Genomic DNA, 14,129 nt, shown 5'->3' with positions numbered 1-14,129 from the left:
CGTCGCCTTCAGGGGGATGGGCGGGTGGATGGACAGGTACGGCGAAACGAAGGACGTCCCTTTCTTTGAAAAATTCATGTTGGGAGGGATAGATACGGTGCGCGGGTATAAAGTAAATTCCATAGGTCCTAAGGACGCGGACAACAGGCCCCTGTGGGGGACGGTGATGCTGCTGGGCAACGCCGAGATGAGGTTCCCGATATATAAATGGTTCAACGGCGCGTTCTTTTACGACGTGGGCGGGAACTGGAGAAGCTTGAACAGGGTGCGCTTTCCCGCGGAGCTCCAGAATTCCATCGGCACGGGCCTGCGTTTTAAGACGAAGTGGACCGTCCTGCGTTTTGACCTCGCTTACCCGCTAAACACAAACAAGGAGAGGCAGGTGCCGAGGTTCATGTTCGATGTGGGGTTGCCGTTCTGATGATAATATCGCTCCCGGAGTTTGACAGGTTTCCGGTCCTGCACGGAATATCCGACAGGCAGATAAGCCACGGGGATTTCCTGAAAAAGCTGGGGATACCGCCCAAGGGACTCGTCCGCCTGCAGCAGGCGCACGGCGGGGTGGTCGTAAAGGTAGACGCGAAGACTGCCTTATCCGGCGAGATCCCGGGCGCGGACGGCGCGATAACCGACGCGAAAGGGATAACCCTCTCGGTCAGGACCGCCGATTGCCTTCCGGTGCTCTTCTATGACCCCGAGCATAACGCCATCGGCGTCGCGCACGCGGGATGGAAGAGCACGAAGGAGAAGATAGCAAAAAACGTCGTCGAGGCGATGAGATCCGAATATGGATCGTCGCCGGCGAAGCTGCTTGCCGGGATGGGCCCGGCGCTCAGGCAGTGCTGTTACGAGGTGAACAGCGAATTTTTGGTGCATTTTCCGGATTCGGTTGTTAAAATGGCGCATAAGCATTATTTCGACCTGGTGGGCGAAAACGCCGAACAGCTGATCGCCGCCGGGATAAGCGCAAAAAATATTTTCGACTGCGGCATATGCACCGGCTGCAGGAACAGTGAATTCTTCTCATTCAGGAAAGAGAAGGACAAGGCCGGGAGGATGCTCTCGGTGATAATGCTGAAATAATACGGAGGTATGGAATGAAACTCGGAGTAATGGCTGATTCGCACGATAATGTGCCTATGGTGAGGAAGGCGGTAGAGGTATTCAACGCGGAAGGATGCGACCTGGTCGTCCACGCCGGCGACTACTGCTCGCCGTTCGCGCTCTCGCCGCTCGACAAACTGAAATGCAAGTGGCTGGGCGTCTACGGGAACAACGACGGCGACAAAAAGGCCCTGTCCATAAAATCGAACGGCCTGATAGTTGACCATCCTTACAGGTATGACCTTTCGAACGTAAAAATGATAATCACCCACGAGATAGAAGATGTCCCCGGCATCCTGGGCATGATAGAGAACCAGGAATTGCATCTTCTTATCTACGGACATACGCACAAGCCCGAGATAAAGAAAATAGACAGCGCCCTTTTGGTCAATCCCGGAGAGACAGGCGGCTGGACGACCGGCAAGTCTACGGTCGCGATAGTGGACATCAAGACGATGGAAGGAAAGATAGTGGAGCTCGCGTGAAGCCAAAAGTATTTTTCGTAAAAGCTAAAAGGGACGAATCTCTCGAGTCGATACGCGAGAAGACGCGCTGGCTGCTCGAGAACGCCGGCCTCAAAAAAATAGTCAAAAAGGACGCGCTCATCGCCATAAAATTGACCTTCGGCGACAAAGGCAATACCGGACACGTCGACGCGCGCCACGCTAGGTTCGTCGCCGACGAGATATCCGCGCTTAAAGGCAAGCCGTTTTTTACCGACTCGAATACGCTGTATAAAGGGTCGAGGTCGAACGCTGTCGACCACACGAACATCGCCTATGAGCACGGTTTTACGCCCGAGGTATGCGGCGCGCCGGTCGTCATCGCGGACGGGCTGAGGTCGGGCGAGGATTTTGAAGTGAAGATCAACAAAAAACATTTTAAGTCGGTGAAGATAGCGAAGGCCTGCGCGGACGCGGACGCGGCAGTTGTCCTCTCCCACGTCACCGGGCACATGGTCACGGGTCTGGCGTCGGCGGTAAAAAATATCGGGATGGGTTTCGCGACGCGCGCCGGGAAACTGATGCAGCATTCCGCGATAAAACCTAACGTCAACGCGAAAGCGTGCATCGGCTGCGGGCTGTGCGTCATCCATTGCCCGACCGGGGCGATAGAATTGAAGGGCAAAGTCCTGAGCGAAGCGAAGGAGAAAATAGCGCACATCGACGAGAAAAAATGCATCGGCTGCGCCGACTGCCTCGTCGCCTGCCGCAGCGACGCGATCGATATATCGTGGAGCGAGTCGAGCAATAACGTGCAGGAGAAGATGGCCGAGTTCGCCCTAGGCGTGATGAAGGACAAAGAGGGGAAGATATTATTCCTGAGTTACGCGATGAAGATAACGAAAGAATGCGACTGCCTGGCCAAGGATGACCCGGCCGTGGCGCCCGATGCCGGTATTTTCGCCTCGACAGACCCGGTCGCGATAGATAAGGCGTCGGCCGATGTCGTCAACAACGCCTTCAAGTCCGACGCTTTCAAGAAGATATGGCCGCATATCGACTGGGAGGCGCAGCTCAGGTACGGCGCAGAGATAGGCCTCGGGAACCTCGAATACGAATTGATAGAGATGAAATGAAACGGATATTATTAACTAACGACAACGGCATATATTCGCCGGGCATAGCCGCCCTGCAGAAAAAATTAAAGTCGATAGCCGAGGTGACGGTTGTGGCGCCTGACGCCGAACGTTCTGCGCAGGGGCACGCGATAACGCTATCGGTGCCGTTGCGCGTCAACGAGGCGCGCCGCGACGGGAAATATTTCGGCTACGCGATAACAGGCACGCCGGCCGATTGCGTGAAGATCGGGCTGATGAACATAATGAAGAAGAAAAAACCGGACCTGATCATATCCGGCTTGAACCGCGGGCCGAACCTCGGGATAAACGTCCTCTATTCCGGGACGGTCTCGGGCGCGACAGAGGGGGCGATACTCGGCGTCCCTGCGTTCGCGGTCTCTCTTGCGTCGTTTAAATGGGAAAAGTTCGAGGCGGCCGTGGATTTTACGCATAAACTCGCGAAACTGATGCTCGAAAAGAAGCTCCCTGTCACTACGCTGCTCAATGTCAACGTCCCGGCGCTCCCGAGATCGAAGATAAAAGGGGTAAAGATAACGCGGCAGGGGATGTCGACTTTCTATCATGAAGATTACGACATGCGCGAGGACCCGAACAGGCGCCTCTATTACTGGCTATGCAGTTACAGGGCCGAGGTGAGAGGCGACGATCTCGTCGACGCGGTCGCGGTGCGCGACGGCTACATCTCCATAACGCCGCTCCATTTCGATATGACCGATTATAAGGACTTTGAGAAATTAGCTGATGCAAGGAAAAGATTCTTTAAGTAATTACGAAAAATTGAAAGCGGCGGCGGAGGGCGATGGCGCTTCGCTCTTCGGCGTCGCCGACGTGTCGTCTATAAAAGACGGATTTTTTGTCGAGCCGAAATCCGTCCTTAACGGGCTCGATTACGGCATCTCGATAGGCGTGCGCCTCGCAGGCAGGATAATCGAGACTATCGCGAATAAGCCGTCAAAGATCTACGCCTTCCATTACAAAAGGGTCAACTCCCTGGTAGATGAGATAGCCCTTAAGCTGTCAAACTATATCCAGAAGGCCGGCTATTCAGCGCTGCCCATCCCGGCGAGCTATGTCGAGGACTGGGGCCTGATGCGCGGGGCGCTCTCGCACAAGGAGATCGGCCGCCTTGCGGGGAACGGGTTCATCGGCCGCTCAGGCCTGCTCATCAACCCGGAATACGGCGCGGCGGTAAGATACGCGACGGTGCTCACCGATATGCCCCTCAAGTCAGACAAGCCGGTAGATATAAGCTGCGGCGAATGCGCCGCGTGTGTGGCCGCCTGCCCGGCCAAAGCGATAAAAAAAGACGCGAAAGATATGGACCTGAATGCCTGCCGCGAACTGTTGAAAGCCTTTGCCAACAGGGCGGGAATAGGCCATTCGATCTGCGGGATCTGCGTAAAAACATGCAAAGGCGAAAACTCCCCAAGGGGATAAACTTTAACAGGAGGATTAAATGGGAGCAGCAAAGCAGCATAAGCCGGTCAAGCTCATCATCGGGATGATATCGAACGACCCGGACCTGATAATGAAAATGGAGAAGACGCTGGAATGGAAATTCGGGAAGATAGATTTCAGGACCTCATTGCTGGATTTCGCGTATACGGATTATTACGCGCCTGAGATGGGGCAGAATCTAAAGAGGCAGTTCATATCCTTCAGAAAACTCGTCAACCCCGAGGTCCTGCCGAAGATAAAGCATTACACGAACAGGCTCGAGCTGGGGATGAGCAGGGAGCGCGGCAAGCCGTCGCGCAGGATAAACATCGACCCGGGTTACATTACCGACGCGAAGCTCATCCTCGCGACGACGAAGGACAACGCGCACAGGGTCTACCTCTACGGAGGCGTCTTCGCTGAGATAACGCTCCGCTTTATCGACAGGTCGTTCCAGCCGTGGGAATGGACATACCGCGACTACCAGACGAAGGAATACGTCGACATCTTCAACGAGATCCGCAAGATATATTTGCACCAGATGAAATGATATCGCGTTTGTCTGAAAGCGGGGCAGGCGAGGCCAAAAAATACTCGCGGATAAAGAACGCCCTGTTCGGCGTTGAGCTGGTCCTGACGGTTTTGTTCCTCTATATTATGGCCACGCAGGGCCCGTCCGTATGGATACGCAATTTTGCCGAAGGGGCCTCGCGCAACCCGTGGATACAGACCGCGGCCTATTTCCTGGTGTTCGGGGCGATATACGCGGCGGTCACGTTCACGCTCGATATGTACCAGGGCTTCTCTCTCGAGCGGAAATTCTCGCTCTCGACGCAGGCGTTCGGCGGCTGGTTCCTCGATTATTTAAAGAAATTGCTCGTCGGCGGGACGATATTCTTCATCGTCATCGAGGTCCTTTACCTGTTCCTGCGGAATTTTACCGCGATCTGGTGGATATGGACCGCCGTCTTCTGGATAATCTTCACGATAGTCCTAAGCAGGGTCGCGCCTGTCGTGATCCTTCCGCTCTTTTTCAAGGTAAAGCCGCTTGCCGACGAAGACCTGCGCATCCGCCTGTTGGATCTCGCCGAGAAATGCGGCTCGAAAGTCAACGGTATCTTTGAGATAGACCTGAGCAAGAAGACGGTCAAGGCGAACGCCGCCCTGGCAGGCCTCGGGAAGACGAGAAGGGTGCTTTTGGGCGATACAATGCTCAAGGAATACACCCACGACGAAATAGAGGCGGTCCTTGCCCACGAGCTCGGCCACCACAAGAAGGGCCACATAATGAAATTGCTCGTATTCGGCGCCGCGGTGACGTTTTTAAGCTTTTATATCGCCAACCTGGTGTTCGAGGGCCTTGCCGGGATGCTTAATTACCGCGGGATAGCTGACCTGGCCGGCTTTCCTCTGCTCGCGCTCATATTCTTCTTCTTCGCGGTGGTAATGATGCCTTTCCAGAACGGCCTGAGCAGGGTATTCGAGAGGGAGGCGGACCGTTTTGCCTTAGAGATCACGCAAAATCCCGACGCCTTTATCTCGATGATGGGCAAGCTCGGCGACCAGAACCTCGCCGACAGGGAGCCGAACCGGCTCATCGAGATATTCCTTTACGACCACCCGCCCATAAGCAAGCGTTTAAAGGCGGCGGAGGAATATAAAATTAAGTCCTAATATTGGCGTTTATCTCTTGAAATTTAAGTCTCGCTCGGCCTTACTTTATTACTCGCCTCAATAGGATATCTACTGCGTCATAAACCGGCTCTTCGCGAGACGTTAAATTTCAAGGGAATAAGGCAGAATTGTGAAGTTGACACCCCTTAGTTTTTATGGTAATTTATACACTCACCATTCTGCTTTATAAGGGCGCTTAGCTCAGTTGGTTAGAGCATCTGCTTTACACGCAGAGGGTCAGAGGTTCAAGTCCTCTAGTGCCCACCATATATGAAAATATTTGTTGCTTGATTGATTGTAAGCGACACGTTCGACCCCTTAGTCAACTTGTTTGGAAGAACGTAAGTGGGTGCGGGAGAGACCGTCTCCCGCGCTTTGAGGAAGGGGTTACGTGGGGAAACCTTGGTTTCCCCACGGGAGCAACACCCCTTTTTTTGACAATAAGTGTTGCGACGGGCCCGTGGTGCAGTCTGGTCTAGCACGTCAGATTGTCGATCTGAAGACCGCGAGTTCAAATCTCGTCGGGCCCGCCATTTTTCACCAGAAGGTCTTAAAAATGGATAAAATACACAAATAGGAACGAAGCCAAGGCGTTAGGAAACTAACGCCTTTTTTGTTTGAGCGGTATAGTATAGACATTAAGGAAATAAAAACAATTAATAACTATTTGGGTATAAGATATGAATGAAAACGCTATAAAATATATAGAGAAATTTATCAATGGACTAGATAGCGAATTTATTGTTGCCTGTATGCATTCAGAAGGCAGTTTGGGTTACGATTTCTACGTAAAAGCTCAAGATCAGGATATCAAGATTACTTTTGGACGTGACATAATTGATGATTTTGAAGTCGCCATAAAAAAACATGCAGAAACAGACTATTTTTATACGCTAGAGAACAACATTAAATTCAGGGTTTATGTCTCATTGGGGAAGGAAGGGTTTTTGCCAAAGCTCGATATTTCTAGTGAGATACTGAATGAGAGAAGAGATTGGCCACGGGATTACAGAGCCAAAGTAGAATTAGAAAAATCAGTATATGAAATCATATACAGGGGTCTCAAAAAATTAGTAGGTTTTTTGAGTAGAACAATTGAAAAACATAAAGGACAAGGATTAGAACTTAAAGAAATTAAAGAAGAGAAAAAATACATTGATAATTCGATAGCGCATTATGAACAATATAATTCTTTCGAAATAGATAATGCAAGTACAAAATGTCTAGGCTTCTTAAAAGCCGCAATTGTTTGCGATATTATAGACAAAGAAAGCATAAAAAGGCAAGGAAACATCTCTTCTCCCGTCCTAAAAGAAATCGATAGAACAATTTATTCAAACATTGCGGTATTGCGTAAGGCGCCATTTCTTGAGGTAAGATTACCAGATTCTATACGTGAATACGAAACTGAAAGCAGGAAAGAGCATCCCAGAGATCCAGAAATAGAAGTTCATGACGATATAATAGCTAAAGACCGCAAAGGACTTATCTTTGTTGCTTGTGGACAGTTAACTCCCGAAGAGATAGAGCTGGGAGGACAAGTAAAAATCCTTTTGGAAAAAAATAATATAGGAGTTTTTTTAGCTGAAACAGCCAATGATCTAAGAGATTTAAATTCTCATATATTTAAGAATCTTAACGATTGCGCAGGCTTTATAGCTATTTTACATAAAAGGCACAAACTTAATGGCTTGTACGATACCTCAGTTTGGATTAATCAAGAAATAGCGATAGCCGCATACTTAAGATCTCAACAAGGAAAAGAAATTCCATCCTTGGTTTTATATGAAGAAGGCACAGAAAAAGAGGGGCTTATAAAATATACAATTGCTAATCCCCCGACATTTAAGACTGGTGAAGAAGCTTTATCTAAGATTGACGAATGGATTAAAGATAAAAAATTTTAGCTAATGTTACCATGCCTGCCCCACTTTAGTCATACGGCGGTATTAAATATTAGCAGAAAGATAGAATGGACAAGAAAGTATATTTTTTAGGAGCGGGTGCGACAGTAGCAGTTTCATTAAAAGCGCCATTAAATGAAAATTTACTTAATACGGCGCTTAATAATAGTACACATTACCCTGACGTAAAAAGCGAAATTGAAGATACAAAATTATTTATAGATAGGATATTTCATAGAAATAAAAGTACAAAGCCAAGGCTTGAAGATATACTGAGTTTTATAGATTATAATTTACGTACTAAATTGATTACTATAAGATTATATAATTATGATGGATTAATCAAAGTCAGGAATAATATTATAAAGATAATTTGCGCCGTTTTAAAAGAATCCTTGGAAAACCTTGATTCGGACGTTACGGATAAATTTGCTGAGAATGTCAATAAAGAAGACGTCATTGTTTCAACTAATTACGACATCGTTATTGACAATGCTCTTGCGAGACGGCGCAATATTAATTATGGATTTAGATTGAGAAAAAACATATTTCCAGTAACTTGGTCTGATGGCACAATGAGAGCTGGGCATTCCCCCATGTTTGAAATAAACAGGGGAGATATCAAGCTTTTAAAAATTCATGGTTCGCTTAACTGGTTATATTGCCCAAGGTGCGATGAGATAGATATAACGGTAGGCGAGAAAGGTGTAGCAAAATATCTTGGGAGTGAATATAGATTATGCTGTTCAAACGAGAATTGTACCAGTGAATACGAACCATTGATAGTAACGCCAACAAAATTTAAAATTTACGAAAATAGGATCTTAAAAGAAACGTGGGCCATGTCAAAAGAACGCATATCAGAGGCAAATGAGATTATTTTTATTGGGTATTCTCTGCCAGAAGCAGATGTAGAAATTAGGTGTTTATTATTGAATGGGTTCAATGAGTCGACAAGAAAACCAAAAGTAACATTTGTAGATCAACCAAAGGGTAGCTATGCTATCAATAATTATAAAAGCTTATTTGGGGCAGTAAAGTATCTTCCAATCGGTTTTATAGAATATGTGAACAAAATAATGGCAAAAAATTAATGGAACATATAGCCGTTTTATCTTCCGACATAAGACATTGGTGGACGGGCGCAAAGAGCCACCCCTACTTCAATTGTACGGCACCACAAAATAGAATGGCACTAAAGGCATAACATGGACCGAATTACCCTTCTCGGCCTCCTCGCCGCCGCATGCACGACGATCGCGTTCTTCCCGCAGGCGTATAAGGTCTACAAGACACACCATACACGCGACCTGTCGATGCCGATGTATGTCCTCTTTTCTATAGGCATACTCTTGTGGCTGATTTATGGTATTATGATAAATAATCTGCCGATAATATTTGCAAACGCGGTGACAATTGTTTCGTGCGTATATATCCTGGCGATGATGGTCAAAAATAGGGGAGGCAAAGCATGAAACGCTTCGCGATAATCATAATCCTGTTATACGGCGCTATCCTGGTCGTCCTGACCGTCCCCACCATCGCGATAGCCCTTCGTCTGCAGCTGCGATTAAGCGACGCGGTAGCGGCATTAGTGTCGTGGAGATATTGGGTCTTGCTGCTAATAATGCTGGTGTGTCAGGCGGCGTTATTGGGAATACCGGTAAGAGTGGAGAGCAAGCGGCTGGTCACAAAGGGCCCCATAATTTTTACAGTCGTTGCCTCGGGATTTTTGGCGGCTTTTATGGTGTGGGCGGCCGTGGGAGCGATCGTCGAAACGCTGAGCAGGCAGCCCGAGATAACCGTTGGCATGATGTCGTTGATGGCTGTCGAGCCGGGGAAAAATCCGTTATTTGAAAAGATACTCATGCGCTGTACAATGGCAAGTTTCCTGCTCATATGGCTGATATGGGGGCTCATTTTCTACAGGTGGAGCCAGAGGCTCGACCCGAAAGCCTTCATTGAAAAACAGTGCCGGACTCTTTTCGCCGGCAGCGCGCTTGAATTACTCATCGCCGTTCCGACCCATGTCATCGTAAGGGGCAGGGATTATTGCTGCGCCGGATTTTCGACTTTCATAGGCATAGCGTTGGGGATCTCGGTGATGCTCCTTTCCTTCGGCCCGGGCGTCTATTTCCTGTTCCTCGACAGATGGAAGAAACTGCATCCGCAGATGCACCCTCAGGGGCATCCTCAAGGAGAGGCCAAATGAGATCAATATACGCGTTCGCCGCGGTTTTATTTTTGGTCTTGCCGGCGGGATATGTTCATGCCCAGGAAAGCTATGATTCCAAGCATGTAGGGACATATGATTTTTACAAGACGCGGCCCATTACCGGCGCGCCGTCCGGCAACCCCGGAATGCAGACGATAACGATCGGCGGGATGGACCTGATGGTGCCGCAAGGGATGAGGGTCTACAAAATGGACGGGACGGTCGTCACCGAGGGCTTGGATTCGTATACGGCGAGGAGATTTGACGAATTGGAGGCGCGCCTCGATAAGCTGGCCGAAGCGCTCAACGAGCTCGCGAAGGAGACGGCAAAATCGATCAACGAGCTTAAGAAAGAATTGGATGAATTGAAGGCAATGAGCCAAAAAGAGAGCGCTAAATAAGCGATATGGACGCGAGATCCTTCGAGGCCCTTGTCGTCGCGGCGGTCGAGAGCCTGCCCGAAGACATAAAACAGAAACTCGAGAATGTCGGCGTCGTCATCGAGGATGAACCAACTGCGGAGCACAAAAAGGCCGGTGGTTCGAACGAAGACGGTTACCTGATGGGGCTCTACCAGGGCGTGCCGCTCTCCAAAAGGATGCATTATTACGGCAATGTCCTTCCCGACAAGATAACGATATTCAAAAATAACATCGAGCGCGTCTGCCGCACGGATGACGACATAAAAGAGGCGGTCAGGCGCACGGTCATCCACGAGTTCGCGCATCATTTCGGCATCTCTGACGAGCACATGAAGAGGTCGGGCACTTATTAGCGGTAGAGATCCCGCTCTACCATTGACTATCCATTTCGACGGTGGTAAACTTCTTTTATCCCGGAGGAAAAAATGAAAAAGAAGATATCGATATATAGTTTTATCCTTGCCTTTATTCTCACTGTTGCCGCCGCGCAGGCCGCAGAGAATGACGTTTCACTGAATATCATCCTGAAACTCCAGGACAAGATAAACGATACTCTCGCTAAAATGGATTCCGACGCCGCTTTCGCCGCCAGGGAGGTCCAGAAGGAAGGCGCCGGAGGCGATTACGCGCGCAAGGCGATCGCCGGCCTCTCCGCATCGAGCCCTTATACGGTCGATTGCTCGTTCATCGACGCCAAGGGGATAATGATGATCGTCGAACCGGGGGAATACAAAAAATACGAAGGTTCCGACGTTAGCGGCCAGGAACAGATGATCCGCCTCCAGAAGACCCGCAGGCCTGTCATGGGCGACGCATTCAAATCGGTCGAGGGTTTTTACGCCTCGGACATAGAAGAGCCGGTCTTTTCTGCCAGGGGGGATTTCGCCGGGTCGGTCAGCCTGCTTTTTAAACCGGAAGACCTGCTTTCGGCTGTGATAAAGTCGGTGACGAATGACCCGTCCCTGTATATATGGGTGATGCAGAAGGACGGGCGCATTCTTTATGATCCGGACCCGGATCAGATAGGAAGGATGTTATTCAGCGACCCTCTTTATGAGCCGTTCCCGGATACGGTAGCGCTCGGCAGGAAGATCACCGCGGACAGGACAGGTTCGGGCTCGTACAATTTTTACGACCTGGGGACCACTAAACCCGTCAAGAAGAATGCGGTCTGGACTACCATTGCCCTGCACGGCACCGAGTGGCGGCTGGTCGTGGCGACAAAAGAGTTCTCGGCGAACGATAAACAGGATGCGGTCATAAAGAACGCCACGCAGCAGGCGGTCAGCATGCTCCAAGCGGTATATGACAGGGCGCAGAAGGATAACATGACCCTTGACCAGGCGAAGGAGACGGGCGCGAACCTGTTGAGGGAGATGCGCTACGGCGATGACGGCAAGGGGTATTTCTGGGCGGATACGGTCGCGGGCGTAAACGTCGTCCTCTACGGTGACAAGAAAGTCGAAGGCAAGAACCGCCTTGACGCGAACATAAACGGCGTAAATTATGTCCGCGAGATAATCACGCACGGCAAGCAGCCGGGCGGCGGTTATACCGATTACTGGTTCCCGAAGCCCGGCTCGACCGAACCCTTGAAAAAGAGGGGTTACAGCCTTCTCTTCAAGCCTTTCGGGTGGGTCGTAGGCACGGGTTATTATCCGGACTGAGACTATGAAAAAATATATATATCTTTTGGCTTTGGCGATAATTTTGGCGCCGTTCACGTCAGCCGCCGACGGCATAGGGACACTTATGCAGGTCGGGAAGAGCATGGACGATATACAGCGCGATTATGACAAAGAGACCGCTGTTTACGGCCTGGTAAAAGAAGCTGTCACCAAAGGCGAGATAAAGAAGGGCGTCAAGCAGGCCGCGGTCTTGAAATACGGAGAGCCTGTGGCCATTGTGACCGAGGCGGCGAGCAAGAGGCAGATATGGGTCTACAGGCCCGGCACGACAGACCTCTTAAACAAGCCGAAGATACGCCTCTTCTTCGACGATAGCGGCGCGCTCGACCGGATAACCGTCATAGAATAAGGGAAGATGGGATGACAAAAATAATCGTTACGCTTTTGATCGCGGTCCTGGGGACCGTCGCAGCCGCGCCCTGCTATTGCCAACAGGAGCAGGGAGAGCTTCGCGAAGTCAAGGCCGTCGACGGGACGATCTTCGACCTGGACTGGGCCGGGTCAAAGATGGTCGTCAAATGGCTGAACGGCCAGGATAACAGCTACCGCGAGCTGGTCCTTGCCGTGCCCGATAACGCGGTCATAAGGAAGGGCGCGGAAGCGATAGATTTTTCGGAACTGCAGATAGATGACGCCGTCACCGTCAGGTATTACGAGAATCCCGACGGGACAGGCACGCTCATAAGCCTCGAAGACACCACGCCGTCACCGTAAAACGGAGGTCAAATGGTAAGCCTTAAAAGGAGTTCCGCCCTCGTATTGATCGCCGCGTTCTTCCTCTCCGGATGCGCGGTAGACCGTTCCATGGAATCGAAGAAGATAATCGAGAAAGATAACGGAAAGCTGGTAGAGCTCACGGCCGGGAACACCCTCATAGTCGAGCTTCCCGGGAATCCGACCACGGGCTATACGTGGGAGATCGTCTCGGTAAATACGTCCGTGCTGAAACAGGTCGAGAGCGCCGTGAAATTCAAGTCCGATACGAACCTCATAGGCGCGCCGGGAAAGGTCACCCTGCGCTTTAAGGCGGCGGGCCCGGGAAAGACGATGCTCAAGCTTGCCTATCACCGGTCGTGGGAGAAGAAGATCGCGCCGTTAAAGATCTTTCAGGTTGACGTCGTAGTCAACTAGCGTCATGCGCGGACACGTCCTCACGGTCACTTCAAATCCGGGTTTTAAATAAAATGGATATATTCAGCGGGAACCCGCGCCTGAACGAAGCCGTAAATTTTTTCGTCTACGATACGATAAAGATATTCCTCCTGCTTGCCGTCATCATCTTTATAGTCTCGATAATCCGTTCGTTCCTCCCGCCCGAAAAAACAAGAAAGATACTCTCGCATAACAACAGGTTTAAGGGGCACGTCCTCGCGGCGGTGCTTGGCATATTCACGCCTTTCTGCACGTGCAGCGCGATACCGCTTTTCCTCGGGTTTGTCGAGGCGGGCGTCCCTCTGGGCGTGACATTTACGTTCCTGGTCGCCTCGCCCATGATAAACGAGGTCGCGCTTATAATGCTCCTCGGGATGTTCGGCTGGAAGGTCGCGCTGTTGTATATCGCCAGCGGCATGGCGATCGCGATAGTTGCGGGCCTGGCGATAGGCGCGATGAAGATGGAGAGGTTCCTGGAAAAACTCGAATTAAATGGGAAGTCAAATCCGCTGACCGAGGGGATAGAGCTTACGTGGCCTGACAGGATAAGATACGCGAAGACATACGTCGTCTTCATCATCAAGAGCGTCTGGCCTTATGTCGTGATCGGCATAGGCGCGGGCGCGTGGATACACGGCTATGTGCCGGTGGATTTCCTCGCTAAATACGCCGGGGCCGGCAAATGGTACGCGGTGCCTCTGGCGGTAGCTATCGGCATACCACTATACTCAAACGCCGCAGGGATCATCCCGCTCGTCAGCGCGCTCACGGAAAAAGGGATGGCGATGGGCACGACGCTTGCTTTCATGATGGCGGTGACCGGGCTTTCGCTCCCGGAATTCGTGATATTAAGGAAAGTGATGAAGACGAGGCTCATTTTGGTCTTCGCAGGGGTGGTAGGAGCAGGGATAATGCTTACGGGCTATCTTTTCAATTTTGTGATAAAATAAA

19 protein-coding genes and 2 tRNA genes are annotated in these 14,129 nt (G+C 50.4%); all 21 read left to right on the top strand.

Translation table 11 applies throughout. The features are described 5' to 3' along the window. Window positions 1-421, top strand: a 421-nt coding sequence (locus WC317_04865) for a BamA/TamA family outer membrane protein (protein MFA5339462.1), incomplete at its 5' end; no start/stop codon positions are given. Then, complete coding sequence (pgeF, locus tag WC317_04860; protein MFA5339461.1) at window positions 421-1,083, top strand: peptidoglycan editing factor PgeF; 663 nt, start codon at window positions 421-423, stop codon at window positions 1,081-1,083. The genes WC317_04865 and pgeF, both read left to right, overlap by 1 nt. A gap of 14 nt (window positions 1,084-1,097) precedes the next feature. Further along, window positions 1,098-1,589, top strand: coding sequence for a metallophosphoesterase (locus WC317_04855; GenBank protein MFA5339460.1), 492 nt, complete (start codon window positions 1,098-1,100; stop codon window positions 1,587-1,589). After that, complete coding sequence (locus WC317_04850) at window positions 1,586-2,683, top strand: DUF362 domain-containing protein (GenBank protein ID MFA5339459.1); 1,098 nt, start codon at window positions 1,586-1,588, stop codon at window positions 2,681-2,683. The genes WC317_04855 and WC317_04850 overlap by 4 nt, the downstream gene beginning before the upstream one ends. Beyond that, window positions 2,680-3,453 (top strand): 5'/3'-nucleotidase SurE, encoded by a 774-nt coding sequence (surE, locus tag WC317_04845; GenBank protein MFA5339458.1) that lies wholly within the window; start codon window positions 2,680-2,682, stop codon window positions 3,451-3,453. Before WC317_04850 ends, surE begins: the two co-directional genes overlap by 4 nt. Beyond that, window positions 3,428-4,123 (top strand): reductive dehalogenase domain-containing protein, encoded by a 696-nt coding sequence (locus tag WC317_04840; protein ID MFA5339457.1) that lies wholly within the window; start codon window positions 3,428-3,430, stop codon window positions 4,121-4,123. The genes surE and WC317_04840 overlap by 26 nt, the downstream gene beginning before the upstream one ends. Window positions 4,124-4,142: 19 nt before the next feature. Beyond that, entirely contained in the window at window positions 4,143-4,673 is a 531-nt protein-coding gene (locus tag WC317_04835; protein MFA5339456.1) for a DUF4416 family protein, read from the top strand. Continuing rightward, a complete protein-coding gene (locus WC317_04830) occupies window positions 4,670-5,797 on the top strand; it encodes a M48 family metallopeptidase (GenBank protein MFA5339455.1) in 1,128 nt (375 codons plus the stop codon). Before WC317_04835 ends, WC317_04830 begins: the two co-directional genes overlap by 4 nt. Window positions 5,798-5,987: 190 nt before the next feature. Further along, window positions 5,988-6,064: transfer RNA gene (locus tag WC317_04825), tRNA-Val, on the top strand. A 187-nt stretch (window positions 6,065-6,251) separates the two neighbouring features. Continuing rightward, a tRNA-Asp gene (locus WC317_04820) sits at window positions 6,252-6,330 on the top strand. A 147-nt stretch (window positions 6,331-6,477) separates the two neighbouring features. Further along, the gene (locus WC317_04815) at window positions 6,478-7,704 is read left to right on the top strand and encodes a hypothetical protein (GenBank protein MFA5339454.1); all 1,227 of its coding nucleotides are present in this window, start codon (window positions 6,478-6,480) and stop codon (window positions 7,702-7,704) included. A 65-nt stretch (window positions 7,705-7,769) separates the two neighbouring features. After that, window positions 7,770-8,795, top strand: a complete 1,026-nt coding sequence (locus WC317_04810; GenBank protein ID MFA5339453.1) for an SIR2 family protein — start codon at window positions 7,770-7,772, stop codon at window positions 8,793-8,795. A 114-nt stretch (window positions 8,796-8,909) separates the two neighbouring features. Next, window positions 8,910-9,176: a SemiSWEET transporter gene (locus tag WC317_04805; GenBank protein ID MFA5339452.1), complete on the top strand. Its 267-nt coding sequence runs from the start codon at window positions 8,910-8,912 to the stop codon at window positions 9,174-9,176. Further along, window positions 9,173-9,913, top strand: a complete 741-nt coding sequence (locus WC317_04800; protein ID MFA5339451.1) for a hypothetical protein — start codon at window positions 9,173-9,175, stop codon at window positions 9,911-9,913. Before WC317_04805 ends, WC317_04800 begins: the two co-directional genes overlap by 4 nt. Further along, window positions 9,910-10,317 carry a hypothetical protein gene (locus WC317_04795; protein MFA5339450.1) on the top strand — a complete coding sequence of 136 codons (408 nt, stop codon included), beginning with the start codon at window positions 9,910-9,912 and terminating at the stop codon, window positions 10,315-10,317. Before WC317_04800 ends, WC317_04795 begins: the two co-directional genes overlap by 4 nt. Window positions 10,318-10,322: 5 nt before the next feature. Beyond that, a complete protein-coding gene (locus WC317_04790) occupies window positions 10,323-10,691 on the top strand; it encodes a metallopeptidase family protein (GenBank protein ID MFA5339449.1) in 369 nt (122 codons plus the stop codon). A 72-nt stretch (window positions 10,692-10,763) separates the two neighbouring features. Next, the gene (locus WC317_04785; protein ID MFA5339448.1) at window positions 10,764-12,005 is read left to right on the top strand and encodes a cache domain-containing protein; all 1,242 of its coding nucleotides are present in this window, start codon (window positions 10,764-10,766) and stop codon (window positions 12,003-12,005) included. Between the two features lie 4 nt (window positions 12,006-12,009). Continuing rightward, the gene (locus WC317_04780) at window positions 12,010-12,375 is read left to right on the top strand and encodes a hypothetical protein (GenBank protein ID MFA5339447.1); all 366 of its coding nucleotides are present in this window, start codon (window positions 12,010-12,012) and stop codon (window positions 12,373-12,375) included. Between the two features lie 11 nt (window positions 12,376-12,386). Beyond that, window positions 12,387-12,740 carry a hypothetical protein gene (locus WC317_04775; GenBank protein MFA5339446.1) on the top strand — a complete coding sequence of 118 codons (354 nt, stop codon included), beginning with the start codon at window positions 12,387-12,389 and terminating at the stop codon, window positions 12,738-12,740. A 12-nt stretch (window positions 12,741-12,752) separates the two neighbouring features. After that, window positions 12,753-13,157 carry a protease inhibitor I42 family protein gene (locus WC317_04770; GenBank protein MFA5339445.1) on the top strand — a complete coding sequence of 135 codons (405 nt, stop codon included), beginning with the start codon at window positions 12,753-12,755 and terminating at the stop codon, window positions 13,155-13,157. 53 nt (window positions 13,158-13,210) lie between these two features. Next, window positions 13,211-14,128 (top strand): permease, encoded by a 918-nt coding sequence (locus tag WC317_04765; protein ID MFA5339444.1) that lies wholly within the window; start codon window positions 13,211-13,213, stop codon window positions 14,126-14,128. The last annotated feature ends 1 nt before the right edge of the window (window position 14,129 follow it).

The sequence above is a fragment of the Candidatus Omnitrophota bacterium genome, from assembly GCA_041653595.1.
Classification (GTDB): Bacteria; Omnitrophota; Gorgyraeia; order Pluralincolimonadales; family Pluralincolimonadaceae; genus Pluralincolimonas.
This window is presented reverse-complemented; position numbering and strand designations above follow the sequence as displayed.

Bases quoted from the DNA above. Each gene is read 5' to 3' on its own strand.
- WC317_04770 (MFA5339445.1), top strand. From the start codon at position 12,753: ATGGTAAGCCTTAAAAGGAGTTCCGCCCTCGTATTGATCGCCGCGTTC.
- WC317_04815 (MFA5339454.1), top strand. From the start codon at position 6,478: ATGAATGAAAACGCTATAAAATATATAGAGAAATTTATCAATGGACTA.
- WC317_04810 (MFA5339453.1), top strand. From the start codon at position 7,770: ATGGACAAGAAAGTATATTTTTTAGGAGCGGGTGCGACAGTAGCAGTT.
- WC317_04775 (MFA5339446.1), top strand. From the start codon at position 12,387: ATGACAAAAATAATCGTTACGCTTTTGATCGCGGTCCTGGGGACCGTC.
- pgeF (MFA5339461.1), top strand. From the start codon at position 421: ATGATAATATCGCTCCCGGAGTTTGACAGGTTTCCGGTCCTGCACGGA.
- WC317_04805 (MFA5339452.1), top strand. From the start codon at position 8,910: ATGGACCGAATTACCCTTCTCGGCCTCCTCGCCGCCGCATGCACGACG.
- WC317_04785 (MFA5339448.1), top strand. From the start codon at position 10,764: ATGAAAAAGAAGATATCGATATATAGTTTTATCCTTGCCTTTATTCTC.
- WC317_04800 (MFA5339451.1), top strand. From the start codon at position 9,173: ATGAAACGCTTCGCGATAATCATAATCCTGTTATACGGCGCTATCCTG.
- WC317_04780 (MFA5339447.1), top strand. From the start codon at position 12,010: ATGAAAAAATATATATATCTTTTGGCTTTGGCGATAATTTTGGCGCCG.
- WC317_04855 (MFA5339460.1), top strand. From the start codon at position 1,098: ATGAAACTCGGAGTAATGGCTGATTCGCACGATAATGTGCCTATGGTG.
- WC317_04835 (MFA5339456.1), top strand. From the start codon at position 4,143: ATGGGAGCAGCAAAGCAGCATAAGCCGGTCAAGCTCATCATCGGGATG.
- WC317_04795 (MFA5339450.1), top strand. From the start codon at position 9,910: ATGAGATCAATATACGCGTTCGCCGCGGTTTTATTTTTGGTCTTGCCG.
- WC317_04830 (MFA5339455.1), top strand. From the start codon at position 4,670: ATGATATCGCGTTTGTCTGAAAGCGGGGCAGGCGAGGCCAAAAAATAC.
- WC317_04790 (MFA5339449.1), top strand. From the start codon at position 10,323: ATGGACGCGAGATCCTTCGAGGCCCTTGTCGTCGCGGCGGTCGAGAGC.
- WC317_04765 (MFA5339444.1), top strand. From the start codon at position 13,211: ATGGATATATTCAGCGGGAACCCGCGCCTGAACGAAGCCGTAAATTTT.
- WC317_04840 (MFA5339457.1), top strand. From the start codon at position 3,428: ATGCAAGGAAAAGATTCTTTAAGTAATTACGAAAAATTGAAAGCGGCG.
- surE (MFA5339458.1), top strand. From the start codon at position 2,680: ATGAAACGGATATTATTAACTAACGACAACGGCATATATTCGCCGGGC.